Origin of the sequence: Terriglobus sp. RCC_193 (assembly GCF_041355105.1) — a bacterium.
Lineage (GTDB): Bacteria > Acidobacteriota > Terriglobia > Terriglobales > Acidobacteriaceae > Terriglobus.
Genome location: NZ_JBFUPK010000001.1, coordinates 397276 through 417630, shown reverse-complemented (window position 1 = coordinate 417630; position 20355 = coordinate 397276). Strand labels below are relative to the sequence as shown.

Here is a 20355-nt window from a genome sequence, read left to right as displayed (position 1 = left end):
GAACAACGATTACTAAGTAAGGAATTCAGGCATCATGTCCATTCATCCCATCATGCAGAAGCTCGCAGCAAAGCTGGAGCGTACCGACCTTCCCGAATTCGCGCCAGGCGACACCGTGCGCGTGCAGGTCAAGATCAAGGAAGGCGACAAAGAGCGTCTTCAGGCGTTTGAGGGCATGTGCATCGCTCGCAAGAACGGACCTCAGGGGTCCTTCACCGTCCGTAAGATGAGCTTCGGTCAGGGCGTGGAGCGTATCTTCCCGTTCAACTCGAAGGTTGTCGACAAGGTCGAAAAGGTTCGCTCGTACGAAGTGCGTCGCGCCAAGCTGTTCTACCTGCGCGGTCTGCGTGGCAAGGCTGCCCGTCTGCGCGAAGTTGCACGTACCAACGCGTAAATCACTTCCTTAATGGAAATTCAGAAGGCGAGCGCTCCGGCGCTCGCCTTCTTCTTTGGTGCGGTCACTTCCCCAATAGCAAAGGAGCATGGCAAATCGCCATGCCCCTTTGTATGACCTTGCAACGTAGCTAAATGCCGTTTGGCTTTGTCATCTGATCCGTCTCATCGATGACGCCCTGCTTCTCCGCAATGGATTTCGCCTGGGTAAACAGCAGCAGGTAATCCCCGCCGCCCGCCTTCGAGTCCGTTCCACTCATATTGAAGCCGCCAAAGGGATGCGCTCCCACCATGGCTCCGGTGCATTTGCGGTTCAGGTACAGGTTCCCCACGTGGAACTCCTTCGCAGCCCGGTCCAGCCGCTCGCGCGACATGGAATAGATCGCTCCGGTCAGGCCATATTCGGTACCGTTGACGATCTCCAGAGCCTCATCAAAGTTCTGCGACTTGATCACAGCCAATACCGGCCCAAAGATCTCTTCCTGCGCAATGCGTGCATTCGGAGCGATGTCCGCGAAGACTGTCGGCTTCACGTAATATCCGCCAGTTGCGTTCGCAAACGCCTCGCCGCCGGTCAGCAGGCGGCCTTCGGACTTGCCGGTCTCAATGGCGTTCAGCACACGGTCGAATGCAATCCTGTTCACGACAGGTCCCATGGCAAAGTTCTCCACCGGATCGCCCACCTTGATCTTCTCCACGCGTTCAACGAGGCGATCACAGAACACGTCATAAATGCGGGTATCCACCACTGCACGTGAACATGCCGAGCACTTCTGCCCACTGAAACCGAACGCGCTGGCCACAACACCCTCTACTGCGGCATCGATGTCAGCGTCCGCATCGACAAGAATGGCATCCTTGCCACCCATCTCCAGAATCGTGCGCTTGATGAAGTGCTGCCCCGGCTGCGTTTTAGCGGCTGTCTCATGCACGATGAGGCCCACCTTCTTCGAGCCGGTGAAGGCGATGAAACGGATCTTCGGATTAGCCACCAGCGCGGCGCCCACGCGGTCACCCGTTCCCTGGCACAGGTTCACCACGCCCTCTGGCATCCCCGCCTCTTCCAACAGCGCAAAGAAGCGTGAGGCAATGGTGCCTGCGTCGGGTGAAGGTTTCAGCACCACGGTATTGCCGCTGACGACGGCCGCCATCGTCATGCCTGCCATAATGGCCAGCGGGAAGTTCCACGGCGGAATGACTGCTCCCACACCCAGCGGAATGTAACGCAGCGTGTTCTTCTCACCCGGGAACTGAATGGGCGTTTTAGCCGCATCCAGTTTCAGTGCCTCACGCGCATAGAACTCCAGGAAGTCAACGCACTCGGCAACATCTGCATCTGCCTCGGCCCAGTTCTTGCCGACTTCATAGGTCAGCCATGCGCAGAGTTCGTTCTTGCGCTGCTGCACCAGCTTCGAAACATCCAGCAGCAACTGCACGCGCTGCTGCACCGGCACGCGGCTCCACGTCTTAAAAGCCTTCTCTCCCGCGGCAACAGCCTGTTCCACATGGGCAAGCTCAGCTTCCTGGTGCACACCAATCTTCTGTGCAGGTTTCGCAGGATTGGTGGAGACGATCTTCTCTGCGGTATACACACGCTCGCCACCGAGAATGAGTGGATACTCCTTGCCCAATTCACTCTCAACCAGGCGCAGGGCTTCCTGCATACTCGCCTTCACATCACTATTGGTGAAGTCCTGAAATGCCTCATTGACGAAGGTCTTCAGCGGAGCCTGAGGCTCGCGTACGGTGGGAATTGCGTTCGTTGCCATAAGTCCAGTTTATTCCTTTTACAAAAGCTGTTCTACGTGGACGACTTTGGCGACGGCGCGCCGTTCAGCATCTGGTCCGTCGATTTGCTCATCTGCGCCGTGCGTTCCAGTTTGTCCCAACTGAACGGACGCCCATCGATCACGCGTTTAACCGTCTTAAACAACACCACGCTGAATACCTGTCGATACGTGAATCGCTGAATCCAGATATGCATCAGCAGCCACATATCGCCCTTGCTGGCGGGGTGTTTCCGTTCCAGCAGGAAGGCCAATGCCGACGCGGAAAAATCAATCACCATGAACGCCAGGAAGAAGTACAACAGCTTCACAAAATTTGCGCTCGAGGCCGACTCTGGATGGAAGTGATGGTCGTAAAGAAACTTCAGGAAGCTGGCCACAAACATCAGGTCGATCAGCGGCGACACCAGCGGTAGAAGTATCTGAAAGACGATGATGTTCGGCAAAGCAAACAGCCCCATCGCTCTGCGCTTCGTGACCGCACCAATGTGTTTGAACACCGCCTGCATGATGCCGAATGACCAGCGGAAACGCTGACGCATCAGGCCATTCATGTTGACGGGAGCTTCGGTAAATGCCAGCGCGCGATCTTCATAGATCACACTAAGCCCCTGCTCCAACAGAATCATCGTCAGGTCGGCGTCTTCCGCAACAGTATTGGAATGATAGCCGCCGCCCTTGTGGACAGCTTCTGTGCGCCACGCACCAATGGCTCCCGGCACCACCACGACCACATCAAACAGATCCAATGCGCGACGCTCAAAGTTCTGACTGGTGATGTATTCCAATGCCTGCCAGCGAGTCCACAGGTTGACACGATTGCCCACCTTCGCATTGCCCGCCACTGCGCCAATCTGTGGATTGGCAAAGTGCGGAACCAACCGCGCAATCGCATCATGCGCAATCACTGTGTCTGCATCAATGCCCACGTAAATCTCTTCATGAACATAGTGCTGCAGCGCATAGTTCAGTGCCTCGGCCTTGCCAGCGTTTTCCTTTGTGACTACAGTCAAACGACCGCTGGCAATGTCTTCGGGATACGCTTCGCGCGCCACCTCAGCCGTACGGTCCTTGGAACCGTCGTCAATCACGATGATGTGCAGGTTCTTGTACGTGCTCATCATCACGCTGCGAATGGTGCGGACGATCACCTTCTCTTCGTTATACGCAGGAATCAACACAGCAACGCGCGGCTCATAATCTGGTCCAGCAAAGTTCTTCCTGCGACGGAAGCGATCAATGATGGCAAACAGACCAATGATGATGAGGCGACCACTCATCAGGATGTCGCCAATGAAGAACACCGCAACGACGAAGTGATTGAACGTTGCCAGACCGAAGAAGGCCAGTGAATCAACCTGCGCCAGCAGTTTGTTGCGCCAGCCCTTGATCGGCGGCATCACCTGGTCGCGGCTCTTGCCAACAAGGTCACTTACGCTAACGAACTCATAGCCCTTCGCGCGCAGCGTCGTAATCAACAGCGGCAAGGTAGCCACCGTCACCGAACGATCACCACCACCATCGTGCATCAGGATGATGGAACCCGCCTTGTCCGGCCGCTCCTTCATATCATCCAGTTGCTTAAGTACACTGTCGACGATTTCCTGCGGCGTCTTCTTCGGTGTCTCCTGCCAATCGTTCGTGTCAATCTTGTTACCCACCACAATGTAGCCACGACGCTGCACACGCTCCATCGGCGCAGCCTGATCGTTCGTGTCCGGCTCTTCGTCAATGTCATACGGCGGACGGAAGAACAGTGGCAGCACACCCAGCTTCGCGGCAAACAATCGCTCCGTCAGGTTCATCTGCACATCCACTTCGCGATTACTGATGACAGAGATGTCCGGATGCGTGAACGTGTGATTGCCTATTTCGTGACCTTCGCGATATACACGTTGCATCACGCTGACGTTGTTATCGGCCTCTCCTCCAATCATGAAGAAGATACCCTTGACGCCGTACTTCTTCAGCACATCCAGAATTTGCGGTGTCCACGTCGGATCTGGGCCATCATCAAAGGAGATCACTAGTTTCTTCGGGTGATAGCCGAAGTAATCCACCGAATATGACAGCGGATAACTCGTCAACGTTTCGCTGTCAACCAGCTTCGAATCGTCATCGATGGTCATCGTGCGACGCCCATTCTTCGGCGCGCCGGAGACATGCATGATGTCGCCCTTGCCTTCGATATCCAGGTCATATCCCGGAGCAACATCAGCAAGATCCACCAGGGGATTCGATCGCATCGGCTGATCCCAGATCTTCCACAGAGACTGATCTTCCGACCCCAGCCGCCACAGCGAAAACGTCTGTAAGCCAAGTCTGCGCGCCGCACGCATCTCGTTCAGGATGGTGACACCATCCAGAAACCACACCTGATGGCGTTGATGCTGATCTTCGTCGTCATAAGTAATGTGCGGATTCAGCGATGCATCGTCCAGATCAACGTAGGATCCGGAATCAGAAGCTGTCTGCCAAACCTCCTGCAGCGACTTGTTATCTACACGTACCGTTTCCGGTTTCGCGGGAACAACTTTTCTGACCCGCTTCCCCTTCTTTGCAGGTGGCTGTGCCGCTGGCAACGTCGTCACCCAGTCATAGCCGTAGCTACCGATGTCGACGATAATCTTGTCCTTTGGCACCTGCTTCATCACATCCTGCAGGTTCTTCACGAACCAGTCCTGCGCTGCAATCGGTCCGGCTTCACTCTCCGATTGGTGCTGGTCATAATTCATCAGCAACAGACCGTCAGAATGCGCAGCCATGTACTTCAAGTCCCAGTCATCGTCTGCAACGGGCGTATTGACATACAGCTTCAACCCGCGCATATGAAGCGCAATGTACGCATCGCTGATCAGTTGCCGATAACCGGGCTGTGCCTCAGCAGGCATGCTTTCAAAGTCGAACGAGATGCCGCGATAGCGCGGATTCGACGTAACAAATCGCATCAACTGGTTCAGAAAATGTTGACGTGCTTCAGGGTTCTTGAGGAACGGCCCAACGCTGTCAGAGAAGTCCGCATTGATCACGGAATTGCTGACCATGGGGAACAGTTCTGTACCCGATGCAGCGGCAGTCAGCGTCCGCTCCACCTTGCGGTCAATGTCAACGGAATGTACGCCGGATTCATCCACCACATCGAATTTCTGGTATTCGCTGTTGTAGCCGGTCAGCTTGCCATCCGGAGTAATGACATGCAGCCAGTCCGCAAACACCATGTCGAGTTGCTTAGCATGTGCTTTCAGCGAACTGTAACTGGCCGGGTCCCACTCCACGTAGAACGCCGCACGTAAACCTTCGTCCATGTTCAGTGGAATGTCCGAAGCATTGCGGTCTGTCCGTCGATGCGCGGGACGCACCTTCTTCGCCTTCTCTTCAGACAGAATGTTCTGCGAATTCTGCGCGCGGTAATTGTGCTTCGCCGGTTCCAGCAATAGCTCCGGCAGAGGCCGCATCCGCAGCACACCCAGCACAAACAGTATGAACGTCAGCAGGCCCACCGCTGCAGAGATGTCCAGAACCCGCCGCAGCCGCTTCCACCTGCGTCGTTTCTCGTCAAAAAAAATCGGCTTCTGTTCTCGCGTAGCTGGCTCTGCCATATCCATTCGTTATGGTATCCATCCTTGCGAAAAACTGCGCGTCCGTAATGAACTCTTTCCGCAGAAGATAACCGTTATGATGCAAAGCGATGCCCGCCGCGCCGACCGACATTCCGAACAAGCAGCGCCAGCTGGCACTCCTCGCGGGATTCCTGCTGGTTTGCGGCTTTCTGCTGCGCTTCTATTTCCTGCAAAAACACGCATTCTTTGCCGCTGACTCGGTTCTTTATCAGGATATTGCGCTCAACTGGCTGCATCACCACATCTATGGCCTGACCGAGAGCGGGCAGATACGTCCCACGCTCATCCGTTTGCCCGGCTATCCGGCGATACTGGCCGCACTTTCGTGGCTCTTTGACCGTTTTCTACACGCTGCTCCCGGCACTCTCCACAGCTTTCTGCCGGTGCTCTGGCTACAGATCGCCGCAGACCTGGCCACCTGCTGCGTCGTCGCCATTACAGCGCGGAAGATCGGTGGCCAAACCTGCGGCCTGGCGGCACTGGCTCTCGCCTGCCTCTGCCCATTCACTGCCAACTACGCGGTGGTCCCGCTTACCGAAACCTTTACCCTCTTCTTCCTCGCACTGGCGTTTTACCTGCTGCAACTCTGGCTTGCTGATCGCCGCACACGCTGGATTATTCCATTGGCATTTGCCCTCTCTTGCAGCGTGCTGCTGCGACCGGATCAAGGACTGCTCGCCGTCGCGATCCTGCCCGTACTTCTTATTGCCGGTAAACATGGAACTCTGCGACAACGCCTACAGCCAGCGATCCTCTGTCTCGCCCTGACGGCGCTTCCCTTCGCACCCTGGACCATCCGCAATTACCGCGTGTTTCATGTCTTCCAACCGATCTCACCCAAACAGGCCACAGACCCCGGGGAGCCCACGCCCATTCATTTCGAGCGCTGGTTCCGCACCTGGGGCGTCGATTTTACTGCGACGCAGGACGCCTATTGGAACTATCCAGAAGACCTCGTAAACAGCGCCGATCTTCCGCAGCGCGCCTTTGATACGCCATTGCAGCGGCAGCAGACAGAGAAACTACTTCAACAGGCCGGTTACGAAGGCAAGCTCAATCAGCAGGTGGAAGCAGGCTTTGAGGCTCTGGCGCAGGAACGCATTGCAGCGCATCCTCTGCGCTATTACCTTCTGCTGCCTCTCGGGCGGTTGGCCAACATGCTGTTGCATCCGCGCACGGAGATGCTGCCCGTTGCCGAACGCTGGTGGCAATTCCGCCAGCATCCTGCACAGACCACCTTCGCGCTGGCTTACGCGGCGCTGAATCTCGCCTACTTCTTCGCCGCTATCGCAGGCTTTCGCAGAGTACTAAAACGCGAAAGCCTGCTCGTGTTGTCGATGGCCGGATACATCGCTCTGCGATGCCTCCTTCTACTCACCCTCGACAACCCCGAGCAGCGCTATACGCTGGAGTTTTTCCCGCTACTGATCGTCTTCGCATCCGGCCTGTGGATGGAACACAGATCGAATGCCGATCACATGCCCGTGACGTTGTAACCGCAGTCCACGTACGTGATTTCGCCGGTGATGCCGCTGGCCAGTGGCGACAGCAGAAACGCAGCGGTATTGCCCACTTCGGCTGTCTCCACGTTGCGGTGCAGCGGTGCGCGCTCTGTCACGGTATCCAGAATTTTGTTGAAATCGCCGATGCCGCGAGCGGCCAGCGTCTTGATGGGGCCAGCCGAAATCGCGTTCACGCGGATGCCCTTCGGTCCCAGCGATGCGGCAAGGTAACGCACAGTGGCTTCCAGAGCAGCCTTGGCCACGCCCATCACGTTGTAATTGGGGAAGACCTTCTCGCTGCCGTAGTAGGTCAGCGTCAGAATGCTGCCGCCCTCATTCATGATCGGCGCCAGCGCACGCGACACGGCTACAAGTGAGTACGCGCTCACATCCAGCGCAATGCGGAAGTCTTCGCGCTTCGTCAGCAGGAAATCGCTCTTGATGGCGTCCGGCGGTGCGAATGCAACCGAATGGACAATGATATCCACGGTACCGTAAGCAGCCTTCAGTTCTTCCGCAACACGATCAATCTCAGCATCAATAGACACGTCACACTGGAAGCTCTTCGCATCCTTCAGTTCCGGGATCAGTCCATCCGCTTCCTTCTTCAGGCGCTCGTTCTGGTAGCAGATGGCCACCCTGGCACCGGCGTCGCTTAACTTCTGCGCAATGGCCCATGCAATGGAACGCTTGTTCGCCAGCCCGAATACAACCGCGGTCTTACCCTGCAGATCAATCATCTCTTTCCTCAGCTCTTAGCCTTTTAGCTCTCAGCTATTAGCTCATTTCCCATCTGTTTTGACGGCGTTCAATATCTTCAACCCTCTAGCTAACAGCTAAGAGCCAGAAGCTAATGGCTACGCGATCAGCCAGTCATACTGCCCATCCGTCAGCGGCACAACACTCAACCGAAACTGACGAAACATAATGCTGCCCTGAAACACGCCAGCATCACGAATCTCCGCCAGCGGCTTGGCCCGCTTCAGTCGTTTGCCTGCCTTCAGCTTTACGATTGGATTCTTCGGATCGGTCGCATCCACGCTTTGCACAGTGGCCGTTCCCACGGCTTCTTTGCCTACGTTGGAGTGGTAAATGACGCAGTGTTCGCCCTTCTTCATGTTGCGAAGGGTCATGAGCGCCTGCGGATTCTTGATGCCGTCCCAAATGGTTTCGCCATCGCGCAACAGGTCGTCGTAGGAATACTTGTCCGGTTCTGACTTCAGCAGATAGTTCATCGCGTCCCGTGGATGAGGATATCAGCCACAGGACTCGATGAGGGGAAAACGGAACTTCTGTTAAATGTGACAGGCCACCATACCGCGCTTTTCCAGATACCGCTGGTGATACTCCTCCGCCTTCCAGAAGCTGGAGGCAGGCTCTACTACCGTGACAATCGGCCCACGGAATACTCCCGCGGCATTCAATTCGGCGATCTTTGCTTCCGCTTCGCGACGTTGTTCGTCATTGTGGGTGAAAATAGCGCTGCGATACTGCGTTCCCCAGTCCGGACCCTGCCGGTTGAGCTGCGTGGGGTCGTGCAGCGCAAAAAAGTGATCGAGCAACGCGTCATAACTCACGCGGCTGGGATCGAAGGTGACCTCTACCACCTCCGCATGGCCCGTCTGATCCGTACAGACGTCCTTATAAGTTGGGTTGTTTAAAGTACCACCCTCGTATCCAACGGCCGTTTCCAATACTCCGGAAATCTCTACCAAACGGGCTTCTACGCCCCAGAAACAACCTGCTGCAAATGTTGCTTTTGCCTTTGCCACTACTTTTTTACCTCCTGCTCCGGTCGCCACCCGCAGGCAGTTCCTGAGCACACGCATTTTGATGCCTGAGAGTCGTGTTTGTCACCCCGGGAGAACATGAAAAGTCGATGACCGCACGGACGTATTTAATTTGCTATCGTGAGCAGTGCAGAGAATCGGAAATGATTCCCGGGAGGAAAATTTTATTGAACCGGCGCAACTTCATTACAAGCGCGGCAGCAGGCATGACAGCCATAGCAACAGACTCACTTCCAGCAGCAGCGCAAGCTGCAAAAGCATCCACAGAGTTCTACCAGTTGCGCCGGTACAGCCTGCGTAACGGCCCCGAACCCATGTTGATGCAGGATTACCTGCAACACGCCCTCATCCCCGCACTAAACCGCATGGGCATTGCAAAGGTGGGCACCTTCGCCCTCTCCATTGGCCCGGAGACACCCACCTACTACGCGCTCATCCCGTCTACGTCCGCAGAGCAACTGTTGACGCTGGACCTGCTACTTGCAGACGATGCGGAATTTGCGAAAGCCGCAACGGCATTCTGGACCGCTCCTGCCACCGCTCCAGCATTCCAGCGTTCGGAAGTGCGTATGCTGTCAGCTTTTAGCGGCTTCCCCAGGCTGATCGCACCCAAAGCCGGAAAGCGCATGTTCCAGCTCCGCACGTACGAGAGCCCCAGTATGGCCGCTCACCTGAAAAAGGTGGAGATGTTTGAAACAGCGGAAATTGGCGTCTTCCAACGCACTGGCCTCACTCCCGTCTTCTTTGCGCATGATCTTACCGGCGAGCGCCTGCCCAGCCTCACCTACATGCTTACCTTTACTGACGTTGCGGAGCTGACGGAGCACTGGTCTGTCTTCGGCAAAGACCCGGAGTGGAAGGTGCTCTCCCATAAGCCCGGCTACACCGATCCGGAAATTGTCAGCAACATCACGAACCTCTACCTGAATCCGCTGGCCAGTTCGCAGATTTAATCTCTTCATAGAACACCGCGGGCTGCATCTACGGGTGCAGCCTGTATGTTTTTTAAGCGTCTAACTCATTGAGATGAAGTACGTCCCCATCTGCACGCTGATTGCCTTGTCGCTATTGCCTTGTGCTCTGCTTCATGCACAGGGTTCCGCGCCATTGCAGCGCGAAACCTCGCCCGGCGAAGGCCTGCGTCGCACCCGTCTTTATCTGAAAGACGGCACATTCCAGGTGGTGCTTTCGTACACCATCAAAGGTGACTACGTGTATTACCTCTCTGCGGAACGCGGAGCCCAGCAGGAAGCCATCCCCGTACGCCTTGTCGATCTGGACGCAACGCACCAGTGGGAACAGCGTGCCGATGCCCAGCGCAATGGCATTCCCGCCGTACAGATCGATCCTGAGTTAGCCAAAGAAGAGGCGGACCGCGCCGCGCGCACACCGGAGGTCTCCAAAGACCTGCATTTGCCGGAGTCCGATTCCGTTCTTGCGCTGGACACATATCATGGCCAGCCACAGCTCGCCATTCTGCAGCAGACCGATGGTGAATTGAACCGGCAAACTGCGCACAACATCCTGCGCCAGACCATCAATCCCCTCTCGCACGCGCACCAGCTCATCGAGATCAAAGGTCAAAGCGCCCCCGTACAACTCCACGTAAACGACCCCGAGTTCTACGTTCGCATGGACGACGAAGACCCGACTTACAACGGTGGGGGCGCCTTCCACGTGGATACCGATAACAACAGGGGTCGCAAGGTGGATACGCCGTCGCCCAGGAGCCAGTACGTCATCGTCGCAGTAGACGTGCGCCGCGATGTACGCGTGGTCACCAGCTTCTCCATCGGCCTTCTTGGAAGCGCGAAACAGCAGGCGGACATTGTGGAGACCACAACGTCTTCGCTACCCGGCGGTCATTGGCTGAAGATCGTCCCCAGGCAGCCACTTCGCATGGGCGAATACGCCCTGATGGAAGTGATCGACGAAAAGACCGTGAACACTGGCGTATGGGACTTTGGCGTACATCCCATGGCACCGGCTAATCGCGATGCGATCCTGCCGGAAGCGCGACGTGCTCCTGTGCTGGCGCCGCGACGTTCCGTACCTTAGATTCACGCAAATTCAGTTCACCATCCTTCAGGATGGACCCGAGGCCTGCAATAGCAAGGTTGTCACGTGTCGTTCCCTTCACGTGATACATCATGTCGTCCGCAGCCTTGATGATGCCTTCCACTGTAAGTGCATCGTCCGGATACGTTGCCATACCAAAGGACCCGCGAAGGCGCAGCGAAAGCCCCTTGTCCTCCAGGAAAGATTGTTCTCGCAGCGCGCGAAAAAGCCGCAAAGCCATCTCACGTCCCTGTAGTCGGTCGTGTTCTGGAAGCAGCGCCACAAACTCGTCACCGCCGTATCGGAACGCCGGTATATCTGCCCCGACCACACGGCGAATCATCTCACCCACCTCTGCCAGCAGACGGCTACCCACCAGATGCCCATGCGTATCATTCACGCTCTTGAAGTGATCCAGGTCCATGAACAGCAAGCTGAAGGGTGTCTTGTCCGTTCGTGAAAGCTGTTCTTCCAGCAAGGTGTAAAGATGCCGCGCATTAAACAAGCCGGTGCAGTCGTCCGTGATGGACAGCAGATGAATGCGTTTCATGTCAGCGGCATTACGAATTGCAATGGCGCTGAAATCACACAACACACGCAGAAACTGGATAGAAAAATCACTCAGCAGATCCACCTTGCTGTTCAGCAACTGGATCACGCCCAGCACGCCCTCCGAAGAACGTACCGGAACGCAGGCAATCGACTGAATGTTCAACGTAGGATTGCGTCGTGAAAAATCCTGCCATTGCGGGTCGTTAGAGGTGTCCGGAACCACAATTGGGTTTCCAGACGACGCCACCCACCCAGCGACACCATCTCCCATGGGAACGCGCAGACCGCGCAGGCTATTGGAATCCTCGCCTGCCGCAATGGCATAGTACAGGTCGTTCTTTTCCTTATCCACCAGCATCATGGACCATCGCTCCGGCTGGAAGACCTGGGCCATCTTGGTCATAACGGTGGTAAGGACGATCTCCAGTTCGAGCGTGGACGTCAGCGCCCGCGCTACATCATGGAACAGGCGCGTATAGTCCTGCTGCCATGACTGCGCAAACTCGAGTTCGAGGTCTTTCTGAGATTTTCTTCGTATCATCCTGGGCCTGGGTTGCTGCTCTATGGATTTCCCTTAGCCGCGTTTCTCCGCGCAACACAATTGTTCAATGAGTAAAACACGCATCACCGTTCCAGTGAAATGACACCAATTGGGACACTCGCTGCGCCTACAGATCATCCGCCAATCTGCACCATGGAACGGGATGGTTTTGCAAATCCTGCTTCGCCAATGTGGTGTCGCTCTTCTTTTCCGCGCACCACATTTCGAATGTACGCCTCCAATTCCGCATCTGCGACTCCGCCTTGCACCTTCTCGTAGAGATCATGATCTACCTGTGAGAACAGGCACGTCCGGAGCTTGCCATCGCTGGTCAACCGCAGGCGCGAACAGTGTCCGCAGAACGGTCGTGACACCGGCGCAATGATCCCAATCTCTCCACGGCCATCCGCAAATTCATAGCGGCGTGCCGTCTCACTGGCGCTGTTGGGAGACAACGGAACCAATGGCCACACCGCGCCCAGCCGCTCCAGAATTTCAGCCTCAGTCACCACCGCATCGCGAGACCATGTGTGGTCCTCTTCCAGCGGCATGAACTCAATGAACCGGAGAATCACATGTTCGCGCCGCGCGAACTCTCCGAAAGCTTCAATCTGGTCGTCATTCCATCCACGCAGCAGAACGCAATTCACCTTCACCGGTGCCAGCCCGGCATCCTGTGCCGCGTGGATGCCATCAAGAACACGGCCAAAGGCACGAGGTACCCGCGTGACGCGCGCGAACGTCTTTTCGTCCACCGCATCCAGGCTCACCGTAATGCGGTCCAGCCCGGCACGCTTCAGGTCTTTCGCAATGGGTGCCAGCAGATGGCCATTTGTCGTCAGTGCAATATCCAACGGTCCGCCTTCGCTTGTCGGCAGTCCCGCATCATCGAAGGCACGACGCATCGCACGTACACCGCGGATGAGTTCCGGCAGGTCCTCACGCAACAGAGGCTCGCCGCCCGTCAAACGGATCTTCTCCACCCCCAGGCCAACCAGCACCCGCACCATGTGCGCATAGTCCGTCAGTGGCAGTTCCGAGTAACCACCGCCAGAGGTGCCTGTACGGCAGTAGACGCAGCGATAGTTGCAACGGTCCGTTACGGCAACCCGCAGATCGGTAATCGCTCTTCCGAAACTGTCGCGCAGCCGCCCTTCTGCGCCCACGAGCCGAGACGCAGTCACCATCTCCGGAATGATCTGAGCTATGGCCACGGCGGACTCGTCTCCACGAGGAAAACTGCGTTCAAAAAGCAAACCCGTGCCGAAGCACGGGCCACCGAAGTAGTCGGAGGGTTCAGCCTAGTAGCTGGTGAACTCGTGGAATCCACGGCGCAGGCTCATTCCCCGCAGCAGGCACACAATTGACACCGTGCCGGTGATGCAGGCCCAGTAAAAGATCGGGTGCGACCATCCCGGCGACTGCGCCAGATCCTGGCCAACCCACAGAATGCTCACCAGCGCCGTTACCACCAGCATCTGCAGACCGATGATCAGCAGCAGGTGACCGCGACGGCGGCGGCGATCCAGCTCTTCAACTTCTGCCGTGGTCAGGTGGCGCTCGGAAACGACAACAGGTGCGTGGCTCATCGGAACTTGGTTCTCCTGCGGAAATCTACATGGTTATTACACCACATCCGGTGCAATGCGTCTTGCGAAACGGCTATTACCTAGTCGATAAACGCCATGGTCTTTATACCAGCAATCTCAAACCGCTTCCGGCACCGCGGATTGGTACAGTTTGCCGTGTCATCCCGCAGCACCATGTAGTTCTGAGCCTTGGCAAACCGCGCACGGTCCCGTTCATCGGCCCGTCCAGACAACTGCCGCTTCTTCCGGCGAACCAGCCAGTTCAACTGGTATTCCCCGGCGACACCGCATTTCGAACAGACCAGCGTATGTGTCCGCGGCTCGGTCCGTTCATCAAAAAAATCGCGCTCTTCCATGCGGCTCTCCCCTGGCGAATAAAAAACGATTCACCATGAAGGAGCATAATCCTTTCATCCTGCAGAGTGCATCTTTGTTATGAGAGACAACTATGAGCAAGGCAAAGAAAGAAGTGTTCTCCGCAACCAAAGCGGTCAAGGCCAACGCGCGCGAACGCGTCGGCACGCCGCCTCCGGAAATAGTTCTGCCAGACGACAAGACGCGCTCCCAACAACGTACGTCCAAGCACAAAGAAACGTTGCAGAAACTGCTGCAGCGGGAGGAAGAAGCATGAGATCGACCATGATTGCTGCAGTTGCCGCAACCCTGTTTGCCGCCACGTCTTTTGCGCAAGTCAACCAGACGCTGTCCATCAACAAGGACAACCGCAGCATCACCGTCAGTGCCACAGACACCGCCTTCGCGATGGCGGATCAGGCCGTTGTAAACATCGGCTATCAGGCCTATGGCGAAGATGAGCAGAGTGCCTACGCCGAAGGCTCGCGCCGCTCCAACGCCATCACTGACGCACTGGCCGCCGCGCACGTGCCTGCGGACTCCATCGAAAGCCAGGACCAGAACCTGCAGCCACTCAACGAATACGAGCTGAAGAACATTCCTGCCTCGCTCAAGAACATGAAGTTCCGCATCACGCAGAGCTGGACCGTCCGCACCACCCCCAACGACGCCGCGCACGTCCTCGACATTGCGGTGAAAGCCGGAGCAAACCAGAGTGGCAGCATTGGCTGGGAGATGAAGGACCCGTCAGCTCTCGAAGCCGCAGCCTCGGCCAAGGCTCTCTCCCATGCACAGGCTATCGCCGCACGCATGGCGGAAGGTCTGCATATCAAGGTCGGCTCACTGCTCTACGCCTCCAACCAGCCGCAGGAAGCTGTAGTACGTCCGATGATGGCGATGCGCGCGATGGCAGCGCCGATGGCCAAGGACGTGCGCCCACTCAGCATCTCCAATCGCCGCGTGGAACGTTCTTCCACTGTCTTCGCTATCTTTGCCATCGAGTAACTTGACTGACAAAGGCGAGTTTCCCGTGTCTCGATGCTGAGATGTGGGAGCCCGCCACCACCTCAATAAACTGGCAGATGAAATAAGGGCAACCAAAGGCGTATAAACGGTGTGTTGCGAAGCACAGGGAGCCCGCCGATGACCACCGCAGTGCAGGAACCACAACCCGACACACAGGCCCACACAGAAATCCCCCGCCCCATGCCGGAGGCGGAAGCCATTTACCGCAGATGGCTGGCTCATCTGAACGCCGAGTTCTCGCGCAACACCAACTGTGTGCGTCGCAGCGAAATTGTCCGCGATGAACTGCATATGCTTCTGCTCGGTCGCCCTCATGGCGGGCGCATGAATGCTGCCCTTATCAGCGAACTCCCCATGTCCGTGCTTGCCGAATCCATCGACCCGCGCAACGTTACGCTGCCTGCCGAAATGGAAGACGACCTGGATCGCGACCGCTTCAACCCCATCAAGCCACTCATCTGGTTCTGGCGAGGTTTTGACCGCACCGTGCTGGGCCAGAATCTGTGGCTGGGCCTTCGTTTCCGTTCCATGCTGGGCCATCACATCTTTGCGGGTCTTGGCACAGGCGTTCGTTTTTATCGGGACGTGGTCTTTGAGCGAGGCTATACGCTCACGTTTGCGGACAACACCCTCATCCGCCCCGGCACACGCATCAACGACAGCCAGCCCGTTACCCTGAGCGGCATCGTCTCGTAAGCCATTCTTTCTGTTCACCGGAGCCGGTGGCCCTGCCGCCGGCTTTTTCATCCCCTTGGCCACCCATCGAAAACCGTTACACTGGAAACGCGCCAGATGGAACGGACAGACCCTCTTTTTCGCCGTAAACGACCCTTCATCCCCGAAGGCCAGACCAAGGAGCAGATGCTGCGCACACTGGTCTGTTCGGACGCGCCGGAACAGGCGCTCCGCTACCACGGCTTTGTCTGCATCGCGGGCGTGGATGAAGTTGGCCGCGGCGCTCTCTTCGGCCCCGTCGTCGCCGGTGCGGTTATTCTTCCGGAGCGCACGACTCGTCTGCAGAAACTCGGCCTGCGCGACTCGAAACAGCTCACACGTGAAGAACGCGAGAAGCTGCGCAAGGAGATCGTGAAATGCGCCATCGCCCACGCGGTCGCGGAGGTCGATGCCGAAACCATTGACCGTATCAACATCTACCAGGCTTCACGCCTTGCGATGCGACTCGCCGTGGACGCACTCGGATGCACGCCGGACCACCTGCTCATCGACGCCATGCGCATCGACCATCCCAGTGCACAGACCAAGCTCATTTACGGCGATTCCCTGTCGATTTCCATCGCCGCCGCCAGCGTCCTCGCCAAGGTGCATCGCGACGCGATGATGCGCGAGATGCACCTTGACCATCCGCAATACGGTCTGGATTCACACAAGGGATACGCCACACCGGAACACCGTCGAGCACTCGACGAACATGGCCCCACAAAGTGGCATCGCCGCTCCTTCGCGCCCGTCGCAAAGTTCTTCGGCGACGATGCGCTGGAAAGCGCCGTTGCCACCACTGGCCTGCTCTTTGATGACGCCGAATTTGCAGAGGAGATCGAGCCATGCCAAAGCGCCTGATGTGCGTCATTGCACACCCGGACGACGAATGCTTCGCCTTTGGAGGAGCACTCGCGCTCGCCGCAGACGCAGGCTGGGAGACATACGTCATCTGCCTCACCGATGGTCAGGCAGCCACGAATCGCGGTGTCTCGCACGACGGCTCAGACCTCGGCCGGATGCGCCGCGAAGAATTCGCACGAAGCTGCGCTGTTCTCGGCGTCACAAAGCACGAACTGCTGGATTACCAGGATGGCAAACTCGAGACCGTTCCTCTCATGGATGCAGCGAAGCGTCTCGTCGAACGCATGCGCATATGGAAGCCAAACGTCGTACTCACCTTCGGCCTCGACGGCTCATTGAACGTGCATGCAGACCACACCGCCGTTTGCGCCTTCACCTCTGCGGCGTTCCACTGGTCGGCGCGTTCCAAGCGCTTTCCGGGACTCGGCCTGGAACCGTGGGTCGCACAGCGCCTCTATCACCAGAGCACGGACTTCACCCTGCCCGACCGCGAACCGCAGCAACCTGCGCCCTGGACAGTGGAGCTCGATGTCTCCGCCGTGAAGCAGCGGAAATACGAAGCCTTTGAGCAGCACACCTCGCAGCTTCCAGTGCTGGAAAAGGTGCGTCCCTTCTGGGAGAAACACGGCCATCGCGAGTTCTACACCCTGGCCGCCGCAAACGATCCCCAGGCCGCCACCATCACGCACAGCCTGATCGAAGGCACTGAGTAAGAATCGCCTTCACCGTTGCCGCCATTCTGAGGAGCAAAGCGACGAAGAATCCCCACAGTGCTGGTTCCTTGCAACACCGCTTGAGGCTTTCTGGCGAGAAACCTTCAGCATCTGCGGCAGGATAGAACGCGTCGGGATTCTTCGCTGCGCTCAGAATGACGAAGCGATACGGCTCAAACTGCAGTGAGCTTCCGTCGGGCAGCCATCCATTCCTGCAGCCACTTCGTGGCAGGCCGCGCCAGCAACACCACAGCAAGCACAACCGTGTCTTTCATCGGTGCATGATTGCCCTTCTTCACCAGCCACCAGTAGTGAATGATGCCGAGCACCGCAGCGCCGTACACGGTACGATGCAGCGTCTGCCACGACTTCCCGCCCATTTTCCGCAGCACCCACTGCGGCGACGTCACTGCAAGCGCCAGCAAAATCACATAGGCCAGCATGCCCACCTGGATAAACCGGCGTTTCTGAATGTCCTCCACCATGGTCGGCCACACGGTCTTCCAATCCGCGACAACGGTGTGCAGGTCGCCCATTCGCAGCGCCGTAAATGCACCCGGCAAATCAAAACCTGAGAACAGCAGCACATACGTCAACAGGTGCAGCGAGGCCCAGAAGAACGCCCACAGCCCCAGCATCCGGCGAAAGCGAATCAACCACGCCAGCTTTGGCGAAAGCCTTCGCAACGGCGTCACTGCCAGCGAAGCCAACAGCATGTACACGGTCCAATCGCCCGTCTCATGCGTGAGAGTGTTCACTGGATCGGCGCCCAGGTTGTTTGTCTGGAACTGCCAGATGATCCCTCCCACCGGCACCAACGCCAACAGGAACACAACAACCTTCAAAATACGGATCGTGCGATTCGACATGCGCTCTCTTAAAAGTTCTTATTCAGATCCATGCCGTTGTACAAACTGGCCACTTCATTGGCGTAACCATTGAACGGCAGCGTCGCAATCGTCTTCGGAAAAACGCTGGAATCAATGCGCCGCTCATGCGCCTGGCTCCAGCGCGGATGGCTATGGTTCGGATTCACATTCGAATAAAACCCATACTCGCTGGAAGCCATGTCATTCCATGTTGTCGTCGGCTGCTTGTCGGTAAAGCGAATCTTCACAATCGACTTCGCAGACTTGAAGCCATACTTCCACGGCACAATCACGCGCACCGGCGCGCCCTGCTGGTTCTCCAGCGTTTGTCCATAGGATCCAAAGGTGAGCAGCGCCAACGGATGCATTGCTTCGTCCATCCGCAAACCTTCCTTGTACGGCCAGTCGAAACCGCCGGGCAATTCCATCTGCGAACGGTCCGCCAGCGAGGTGAACTCTACAAACTTCGCCTGCGGTTTGGGGTCAGCAAATTTGATCAGCTCCGCCAGCGGATAACCCACCCACGGAATGATCATGCTCCATGCCTCCACGCAGCGAAAGCGATACGTGCGGTCTTCCAACGGCTTGAACTTCAGCAGAGCATCCACGTCGACAGTCTTCGGGTTGTTGCACAAGCCTTCGATCTTGATCGTCCACGGTCGCACACGCAGCTTGCCCGCATTCGCCTTCGGGTCGCCCTTGTCCGTACCAAATTCGTAAAAGTTATTGTAGCTAGTCGCCTTACCTGCGGGCGTAATCGCATCGCTTACCGGAGGGAATTTACCGGGCACAGTAATCAGCTTGCTCGACGCTTCCACCGACGGCGTATACAGCGGCGGCATCTTCTTACGCCACTCGTATGCAACACCCGCCGCTGCCAATCCACCAAAGATGAGGTTGCGGCGATTGAGAAATTTCTCGCGCGGCGTAATGTCAGACGACTTGAACTCCGGTGCTTTGCCAATCAGCATGACTTCCCCTCGCTACGGCCCACCACGATGCAGCCCTTATCATAGGACGCTGTAATCACTGGAATGCATCGCAATCCGTTTGCGCGAAAGATATTCCTGCGAAAGACTAAAGGGACGAGCCGTAATGGCATGAAAGGTGGCTAGGGGAATGGCAATATCGGCAGCGCGTGAGGCAGTGTTACGACAGGCAGCAGATCATCTTCTGACAGCGCGACGCACAGCCACCCCCATCCCCTCCCTTCCAGAGGCAATCGTACCCACCACCGAGGAAGAATCCTTTGCCATCCAGGATTTTCTGGCCGTGGCCTTCGCGCCCATCGGCGGCTGGAAGGTCGGTGCCCAATCGCCAGAAGGGGTTCCATTCTTTTGCCCATTACCCGCAGCATGGATGGGCGCTAACGGCGCAGTCTTTCGCGGCATGACGCATCGCTTACGCGGCATTGAAGCGGAAATTGCCTTCCGCGTCGGCACCGCGCTTCCGCCGCGTTCCACCCCCTACACGCGCGAGGAAGTCATCGCCGCCATGGACGGCGCGTATCCCGCCATTGAGGTGCTGGAATCCTCCTACATTGACCCGCTCGTCCAGCCCCGCGAACATATGTTGGCAGACCTGGCCATCCACGGCGGATTCGCCGCCGGTCCCCGCATTCCCCATTGGCAGGAGATCGACTGGTCGCAGGAGCATGTCGTCGTCACAACAGATGGAGTAGTACGCATTGAAAACACCGGCTCCAATCCCGGCGGCACGGACTTGGTCCGCCTGCTGGTCTATCTGGCCAACGAAGGCGCAGCGCGCACCGGCGGCCTCAAAGCAGGCGATTGGATCACTACTGGCAGTTGGACTGGCGTGACCTGGACCTCCGAAGGCACGGAAGTGGTCGCCCGCTTCAACCATGCAGGTGCCGTAAGCCTGCAGTTCGAACGCATCGCACAGTAGGGTGCGTTGACTTGCCAGTTAATCACTAATCCATAACTGCATTGACTTTGATGCAGTAAAGAGACATCCTGC

General features: G+C 57.2%; 21 protein-coding genes. 10 read left to right on the top strand and 11 right to left on the bottom strand.

Annotated features, from left to right (window positions below; translation table 11 throughout):
* Positions 1-34: 34 nt before the first annotated feature.
* Positions 35-394, top strand: coding sequence for a 50S ribosomal protein L19 (rplS, locus tag AB6729_RS01705; RefSeq protein WP_083345037.1), 360 nt, complete (start codon positions 35-37; stop codon positions 392-394).
* Positions 395-524: 130 nt separating this feature from the next.
* Here the strand turns inward: rplS and pruA are convergent, their stop codons facing one another.
* Both pruA and AB6729_RS01695 read right to left on the bottom strand, forming a co-directional pair.
* A complete protein-coding gene (pruA, locus tag AB6729_RS01700) occupies positions 525-2162 on the bottom strand; it encodes an L-glutamate gamma-semialdehyde dehydrogenase (protein ID WP_371079830.1) in 1638 nt (545 codons plus the stop codon).
* Between the two features lie 32 nt (positions 2163-2194).
* The gene (locus AB6729_RS01695; RefSeq protein ID WP_371079829.1) at positions 2195-5785 is read right to left on the bottom strand and encodes a glycosyltransferase; all 3591 of its coding nucleotides are present in this window, start codon (positions 5783-5785) and stop codon (positions 2195-2197) included.
* A gap of 83 nt (positions 5786-5868) precedes the next feature.
* Here AB6729_RS01695 and AB6729_RS01690 point away from each other — a divergent pair, with 83 nt between their 5' ends.
* Positions 5869-7296, top strand: coding sequence for an ArnT family glycosyltransferase (locus tag AB6729_RS01690; RefSeq protein WP_371079828.1), 1428 nt, complete (start codon positions 5869-5871; stop codon positions 7294-7296).
* Here the strand turns inward: AB6729_RS01690 and AB6729_RS01685 are convergent.
* The 3 genes from AB6729_RS01685 to msrA all read right to left on the bottom strand — a co-directional run bounded on the left by AB6729_RS01685 (position 7275) and on the right by msrA (position 9074).
* Positions 7275-8042 (bottom strand): enoyl-ACP reductase, encoded by a 768-nt coding sequence (locus tag AB6729_RS01685; RefSeq protein ID WP_371079827.1) that lies wholly within the window; start codon positions 8040-8042, stop codon positions 7275-7277. The genes AB6729_RS01690 and AB6729_RS01685 overlap by 22 nt on opposite strands.
* Before the next feature lie 117 nt (positions 8043-8159).
* Positions 8160-8537: an EVE domain-containing protein gene (locus AB6729_RS01680; RefSeq protein WP_371079826.1), complete on the bottom strand. Its 378-nt coding sequence runs from the start codon at positions 8535-8537 to the stop codon at positions 8160-8162.
* Between the two features lie 60 nt (positions 8538-8597).
* Positions 8598-9074 (bottom strand): peptide-methionine (S)-S-oxide reductase MsrA, encoded by a 477-nt coding sequence (gene msrA, locus AB6729_RS01675; RefSeq protein ID WP_371079825.1) that lies wholly within the window; start codon positions 9072-9074, stop codon positions 8598-8600.
* Between the two features lie 185 nt (positions 9075-9259).
* On the opposite strand from msrA, the gene AB6729_RS01670 reads away from it, so the two are divergent.
* Together AB6729_RS01670 and AB6729_RS01665 are read left to right on the top strand one after the other, a co-directional pair.
* Positions 9260-10045, top strand: a complete 786-nt coding sequence (locus AB6729_RS01670) for an NIPSNAP family protein (RefSeq protein WP_371079824.1) — start codon at positions 9260-9262, stop codon at positions 10043-10045.
* Between the two features lie 73 nt (positions 10046-10118).
* Complete coding sequence (locus AB6729_RS01665) at positions 10119-11150, top strand: hypothetical protein (RefSeq protein ID WP_371079823.1); 1032 nt, start codon at positions 10119-10121, stop codon at positions 11148-11150.
* On the opposite strand, the gene AB6729_RS01660 is transcribed toward AB6729_RS01665, so the two are convergent.
* The 4 genes from AB6729_RS01660 to AB6729_RS01645 form a co-directional block, all read right to left on the bottom strand.
* On the bottom strand, positions 11080-12243 hold the full coding sequence (locus AB6729_RS01660; RefSeq protein ID WP_371079822.1) for a diguanylate cyclase: 1164 nt from the start codon (positions 12241-12243) through the stop codon (positions 11080-11082). The two genes, AB6729_RS01665 and AB6729_RS01660, sit on opposite strands and share 71 nt — an antisense overlap.
* A 134-nt stretch (positions 12244-12377) precedes the next feature.
* Positions 12378-13430 (bottom strand): GTP 3',8-cyclase MoaA, encoded by a 1053-nt coding sequence (gene moaA, locus AB6729_RS01655; RefSeq protein WP_371081174.1) that lies wholly within the window; start codon positions 13428-13430, stop codon positions 12378-12380.
* A 114-nt stretch (positions 13431-13544) separates the two neighbouring features.
* A complete protein-coding gene (locus AB6729_RS01650) occupies positions 13545-13832 on the bottom strand; it encodes a hypothetical protein (protein ID WP_371079821.1) in 288 nt (95 codons plus the stop codon).
* An 80-nt stretch (positions 13833-13912) separates the two neighbouring features.
* Complete coding sequence (locus AB6729_RS01645; protein ID WP_371079820.1) at positions 13913-14188, bottom strand: hypothetical protein; 276 nt, start codon at positions 14186-14188, stop codon at positions 13913-13915.
* Positions 14189-14280: 92 nt separating this feature from the next.
* Between AB6729_RS01645 and AB6729_RS01640 the strand changes: the two genes are divergently transcribed.
* From AB6729_RS01640 to AB6729_RS01620, 5 genes are all read left to right on the top strand, one after another.
* The gene (locus tag AB6729_RS01640) at positions 14281-14463 is read left to right on the top strand and encodes a hypothetical protein (protein WP_371079819.1); all 183 of its coding nucleotides are present in this window, start codon (positions 14281-14283) and stop codon (positions 14461-14463) included.
* Positions 14460-15191 carry an SIMPL domain-containing protein gene (locus AB6729_RS01635; RefSeq protein WP_371079818.1) on the top strand — a complete coding sequence of 244 codons (732 nt, stop codon included), beginning with the start codon at positions 14460-14462 and terminating at the stop codon, positions 15189-15191. Before AB6729_RS01640 ends, AB6729_RS01635 begins: the two co-directional genes overlap by 4 nt.
* A 138-nt stretch (positions 15192-15329) precedes the next feature.
* On the top strand, positions 15330-15908 hold the full coding sequence (locus AB6729_RS01630) for a hypothetical protein (RefSeq protein WP_371079817.1): 579 nt from the start codon (positions 15330-15332) through the stop codon (positions 15906-15908).
* Between the two features lie 96 nt (positions 15909-16004).
* Complete coding sequence (locus AB6729_RS01625) at positions 16005-16790, top strand: ribonuclease HII (protein ID WP_371079816.1); 786 nt, start codon at positions 16005-16007, stop codon at positions 16788-16790.
* Positions 16775-17506 (top strand): PIG-L deacetylase family protein, encoded by a 732-nt coding sequence (locus AB6729_RS01620; protein ID WP_371079815.1) that lies wholly within the window; start codon positions 16775-16777, stop codon positions 17504-17506. The genes AB6729_RS01625 and AB6729_RS01620 overlap by 16 nt, the downstream gene beginning before the upstream one ends.
* 173 nt (positions 17507-17679) lie before the next feature.
* On the opposite strand, the gene AB6729_RS01615 is transcribed toward AB6729_RS01620, so the two are convergent.
* Together AB6729_RS01615 and msrP are read right to left on the bottom strand one after the other, a co-directional pair.
* Positions 17680-18375 carry a sulfite oxidase heme-binding subunit YedZ gene (locus AB6729_RS01615; protein WP_371079814.1) on the bottom strand — a complete coding sequence of 232 codons (696 nt, stop codon included), beginning with the start codon at positions 18373-18375 and terminating at the stop codon, positions 17680-17682.
* Positions 18376-18383: 8 nt separating this feature from the next.
* Positions 18384-19346: a protein-methionine-sulfoxide reductase catalytic subunit MsrP gene (gene msrP, locus AB6729_RS01610; protein WP_371079813.1), complete on the bottom strand. Its 963-nt coding sequence runs from the start codon at positions 19344-19346 to the stop codon at positions 18384-18386.
* 148 nt (positions 19347-19494) lie between these two features.
* Between msrP and AB6729_RS01605 the strand changes: the two genes are divergently transcribed.
* On the top strand, positions 19495-20283 hold the full coding sequence (locus AB6729_RS01605; RefSeq protein WP_371079812.1) for a 2-keto-4-pentenoate hydratase: 789 nt from the start codon (positions 19495-19497) through the stop codon (positions 20281-20283).
* The last annotated feature ends 72 nt before the right edge of the window (positions 20284-20355 follow it).

What these genes read in the sequence shown, in the direction of transcription:
- rplS (WP_083345037.1), top strand. Translation starts at nt 35, where the DNA reads ATGTCCATTCATCCCATCATGCAGAAGCTCGCAGCAAAGCTGGAGCGT.
- pruA (WP_371079830.1), bottom strand. Translation starts at nt 2,162, where the DNA reads ATGGCAACGAACGCAATTCCCACCGTACGCGAGCCTCAGGCTCCGCTG.
- AB6729_RS01695 (WP_371079829.1), bottom strand. Translation starts at nt 5,785, where the DNA reads ATGGATATGGCAGAGCCAGCTACGCGAGAACAGAAGCCGATTTTTTTT.
- AB6729_RS01690 (WP_371079828.1), top strand. Translation starts at nt 5,869, where the DNA reads ATGCCCGCCGCGCCGACCGACATTCCGAACAAGCAGCGCCAGCTGGCA.
- AB6729_RS01685 (WP_371079827.1), bottom strand. Translation starts at nt 8,042, where the DNA reads ATGATTGATCTGCAGGGTAAGACCGCGGTTGTATTCGGGCTGGCGAAC.
- AB6729_RS01680 (WP_371079826.1), bottom strand. Translation starts at nt 8,537, where the DNA reads ATGAACTATCTGCTGAAGTCAGAACCGGACAAGTATTCCTACGACGAC.
- AB6729_RS01665 (WP_371079823.1), top strand. Translation starts at nt 10,119, where the DNA reads ATGAAGTACGTCCCCATCTGCACGCTGATTGCCTTGTCGCTATTGCCT.
- AB6729_RS01660 (WP_371079822.1), bottom strand. Translation starts at nt 12,243, where the DNA reads ATGATACGAAGAAAATCTCAGAAAGACCTCGAACTCGAGTTTGCGCAG.
- moaA (WP_371081174.1), bottom strand. Translation starts at nt 13,430, where the DNA reads ATGGTGACTGCGTCTCGGCTCGTGGGCGCAGAAGGGCGGCTGCGCGAC.
- AB6729_RS01650 (WP_371079821.1), bottom strand. Translation starts at nt 13,832, where the DNA reads ATGAGCCACGCACCTGTTGTCGTTTCCGAGCGCCACCTGACCACGGCA.
- AB6729_RS01645 (WP_371079820.1), bottom strand. Translation starts at nt 14,188, where the DNA reads ATGGAAGAGCGCGATTTTTTTGATGAACGGACCGAGCCGCGGACACAT.
- AB6729_RS01640 (WP_371079819.1), top strand. Translation starts at nt 14,281, where the DNA reads ATGAGCAAGGCAAAGAAAGAAGTGTTCTCCGCAACCAAAGCGGTCAAG.
- AB6729_RS01635 (WP_371079818.1), top strand. Translation starts at nt 14,460, where the DNA reads ATGAGATCGACCATGATTGCTGCAGTTGCCGCAACCCTGTTTGCCGCC.
- AB6729_RS01630 (WP_371079817.1), top strand. Translation starts at nt 15,330, where the DNA reads ATGACCACCGCAGTGCAGGAACCACAACCCGACACACAGGCCCACACA.
- AB6729_RS01625 (WP_371079816.1), top strand. Translation starts at nt 16,005, where the DNA reads ATGGAACGGACAGACCCTCTTTTTCGCCGTAAACGACCCTTCATCCCC.
- AB6729_RS01620 (WP_371079815.1), top strand. Translation starts at nt 16,775, where the DNA reads ATGCCAAAGCGCCTGATGTGCGTCATTGCACACCCGGACGACGAATGC.
- AB6729_RS01615 (WP_371079814.1), bottom strand. Translation starts at nt 18,375, where the DNA reads ATGTCGAATCGCACGATCCGTATTTTGAAGGTTGTTGTGTTCCTGTTG.
- msrP (WP_371079813.1), bottom strand. Translation starts at nt 19,346, where the DNA reads ATGCTGATTGGCAAAGCACCGGAGTTCAAGTCGTCTGACATTACGCCG.
- AB6729_RS01605 (WP_371079812.1), top strand. Translation starts at nt 19,495, where the DNA reads ATGGCAATATCGGCAGCGCGTGAGGCAGTGTTACGACAGGCAGCAGAT.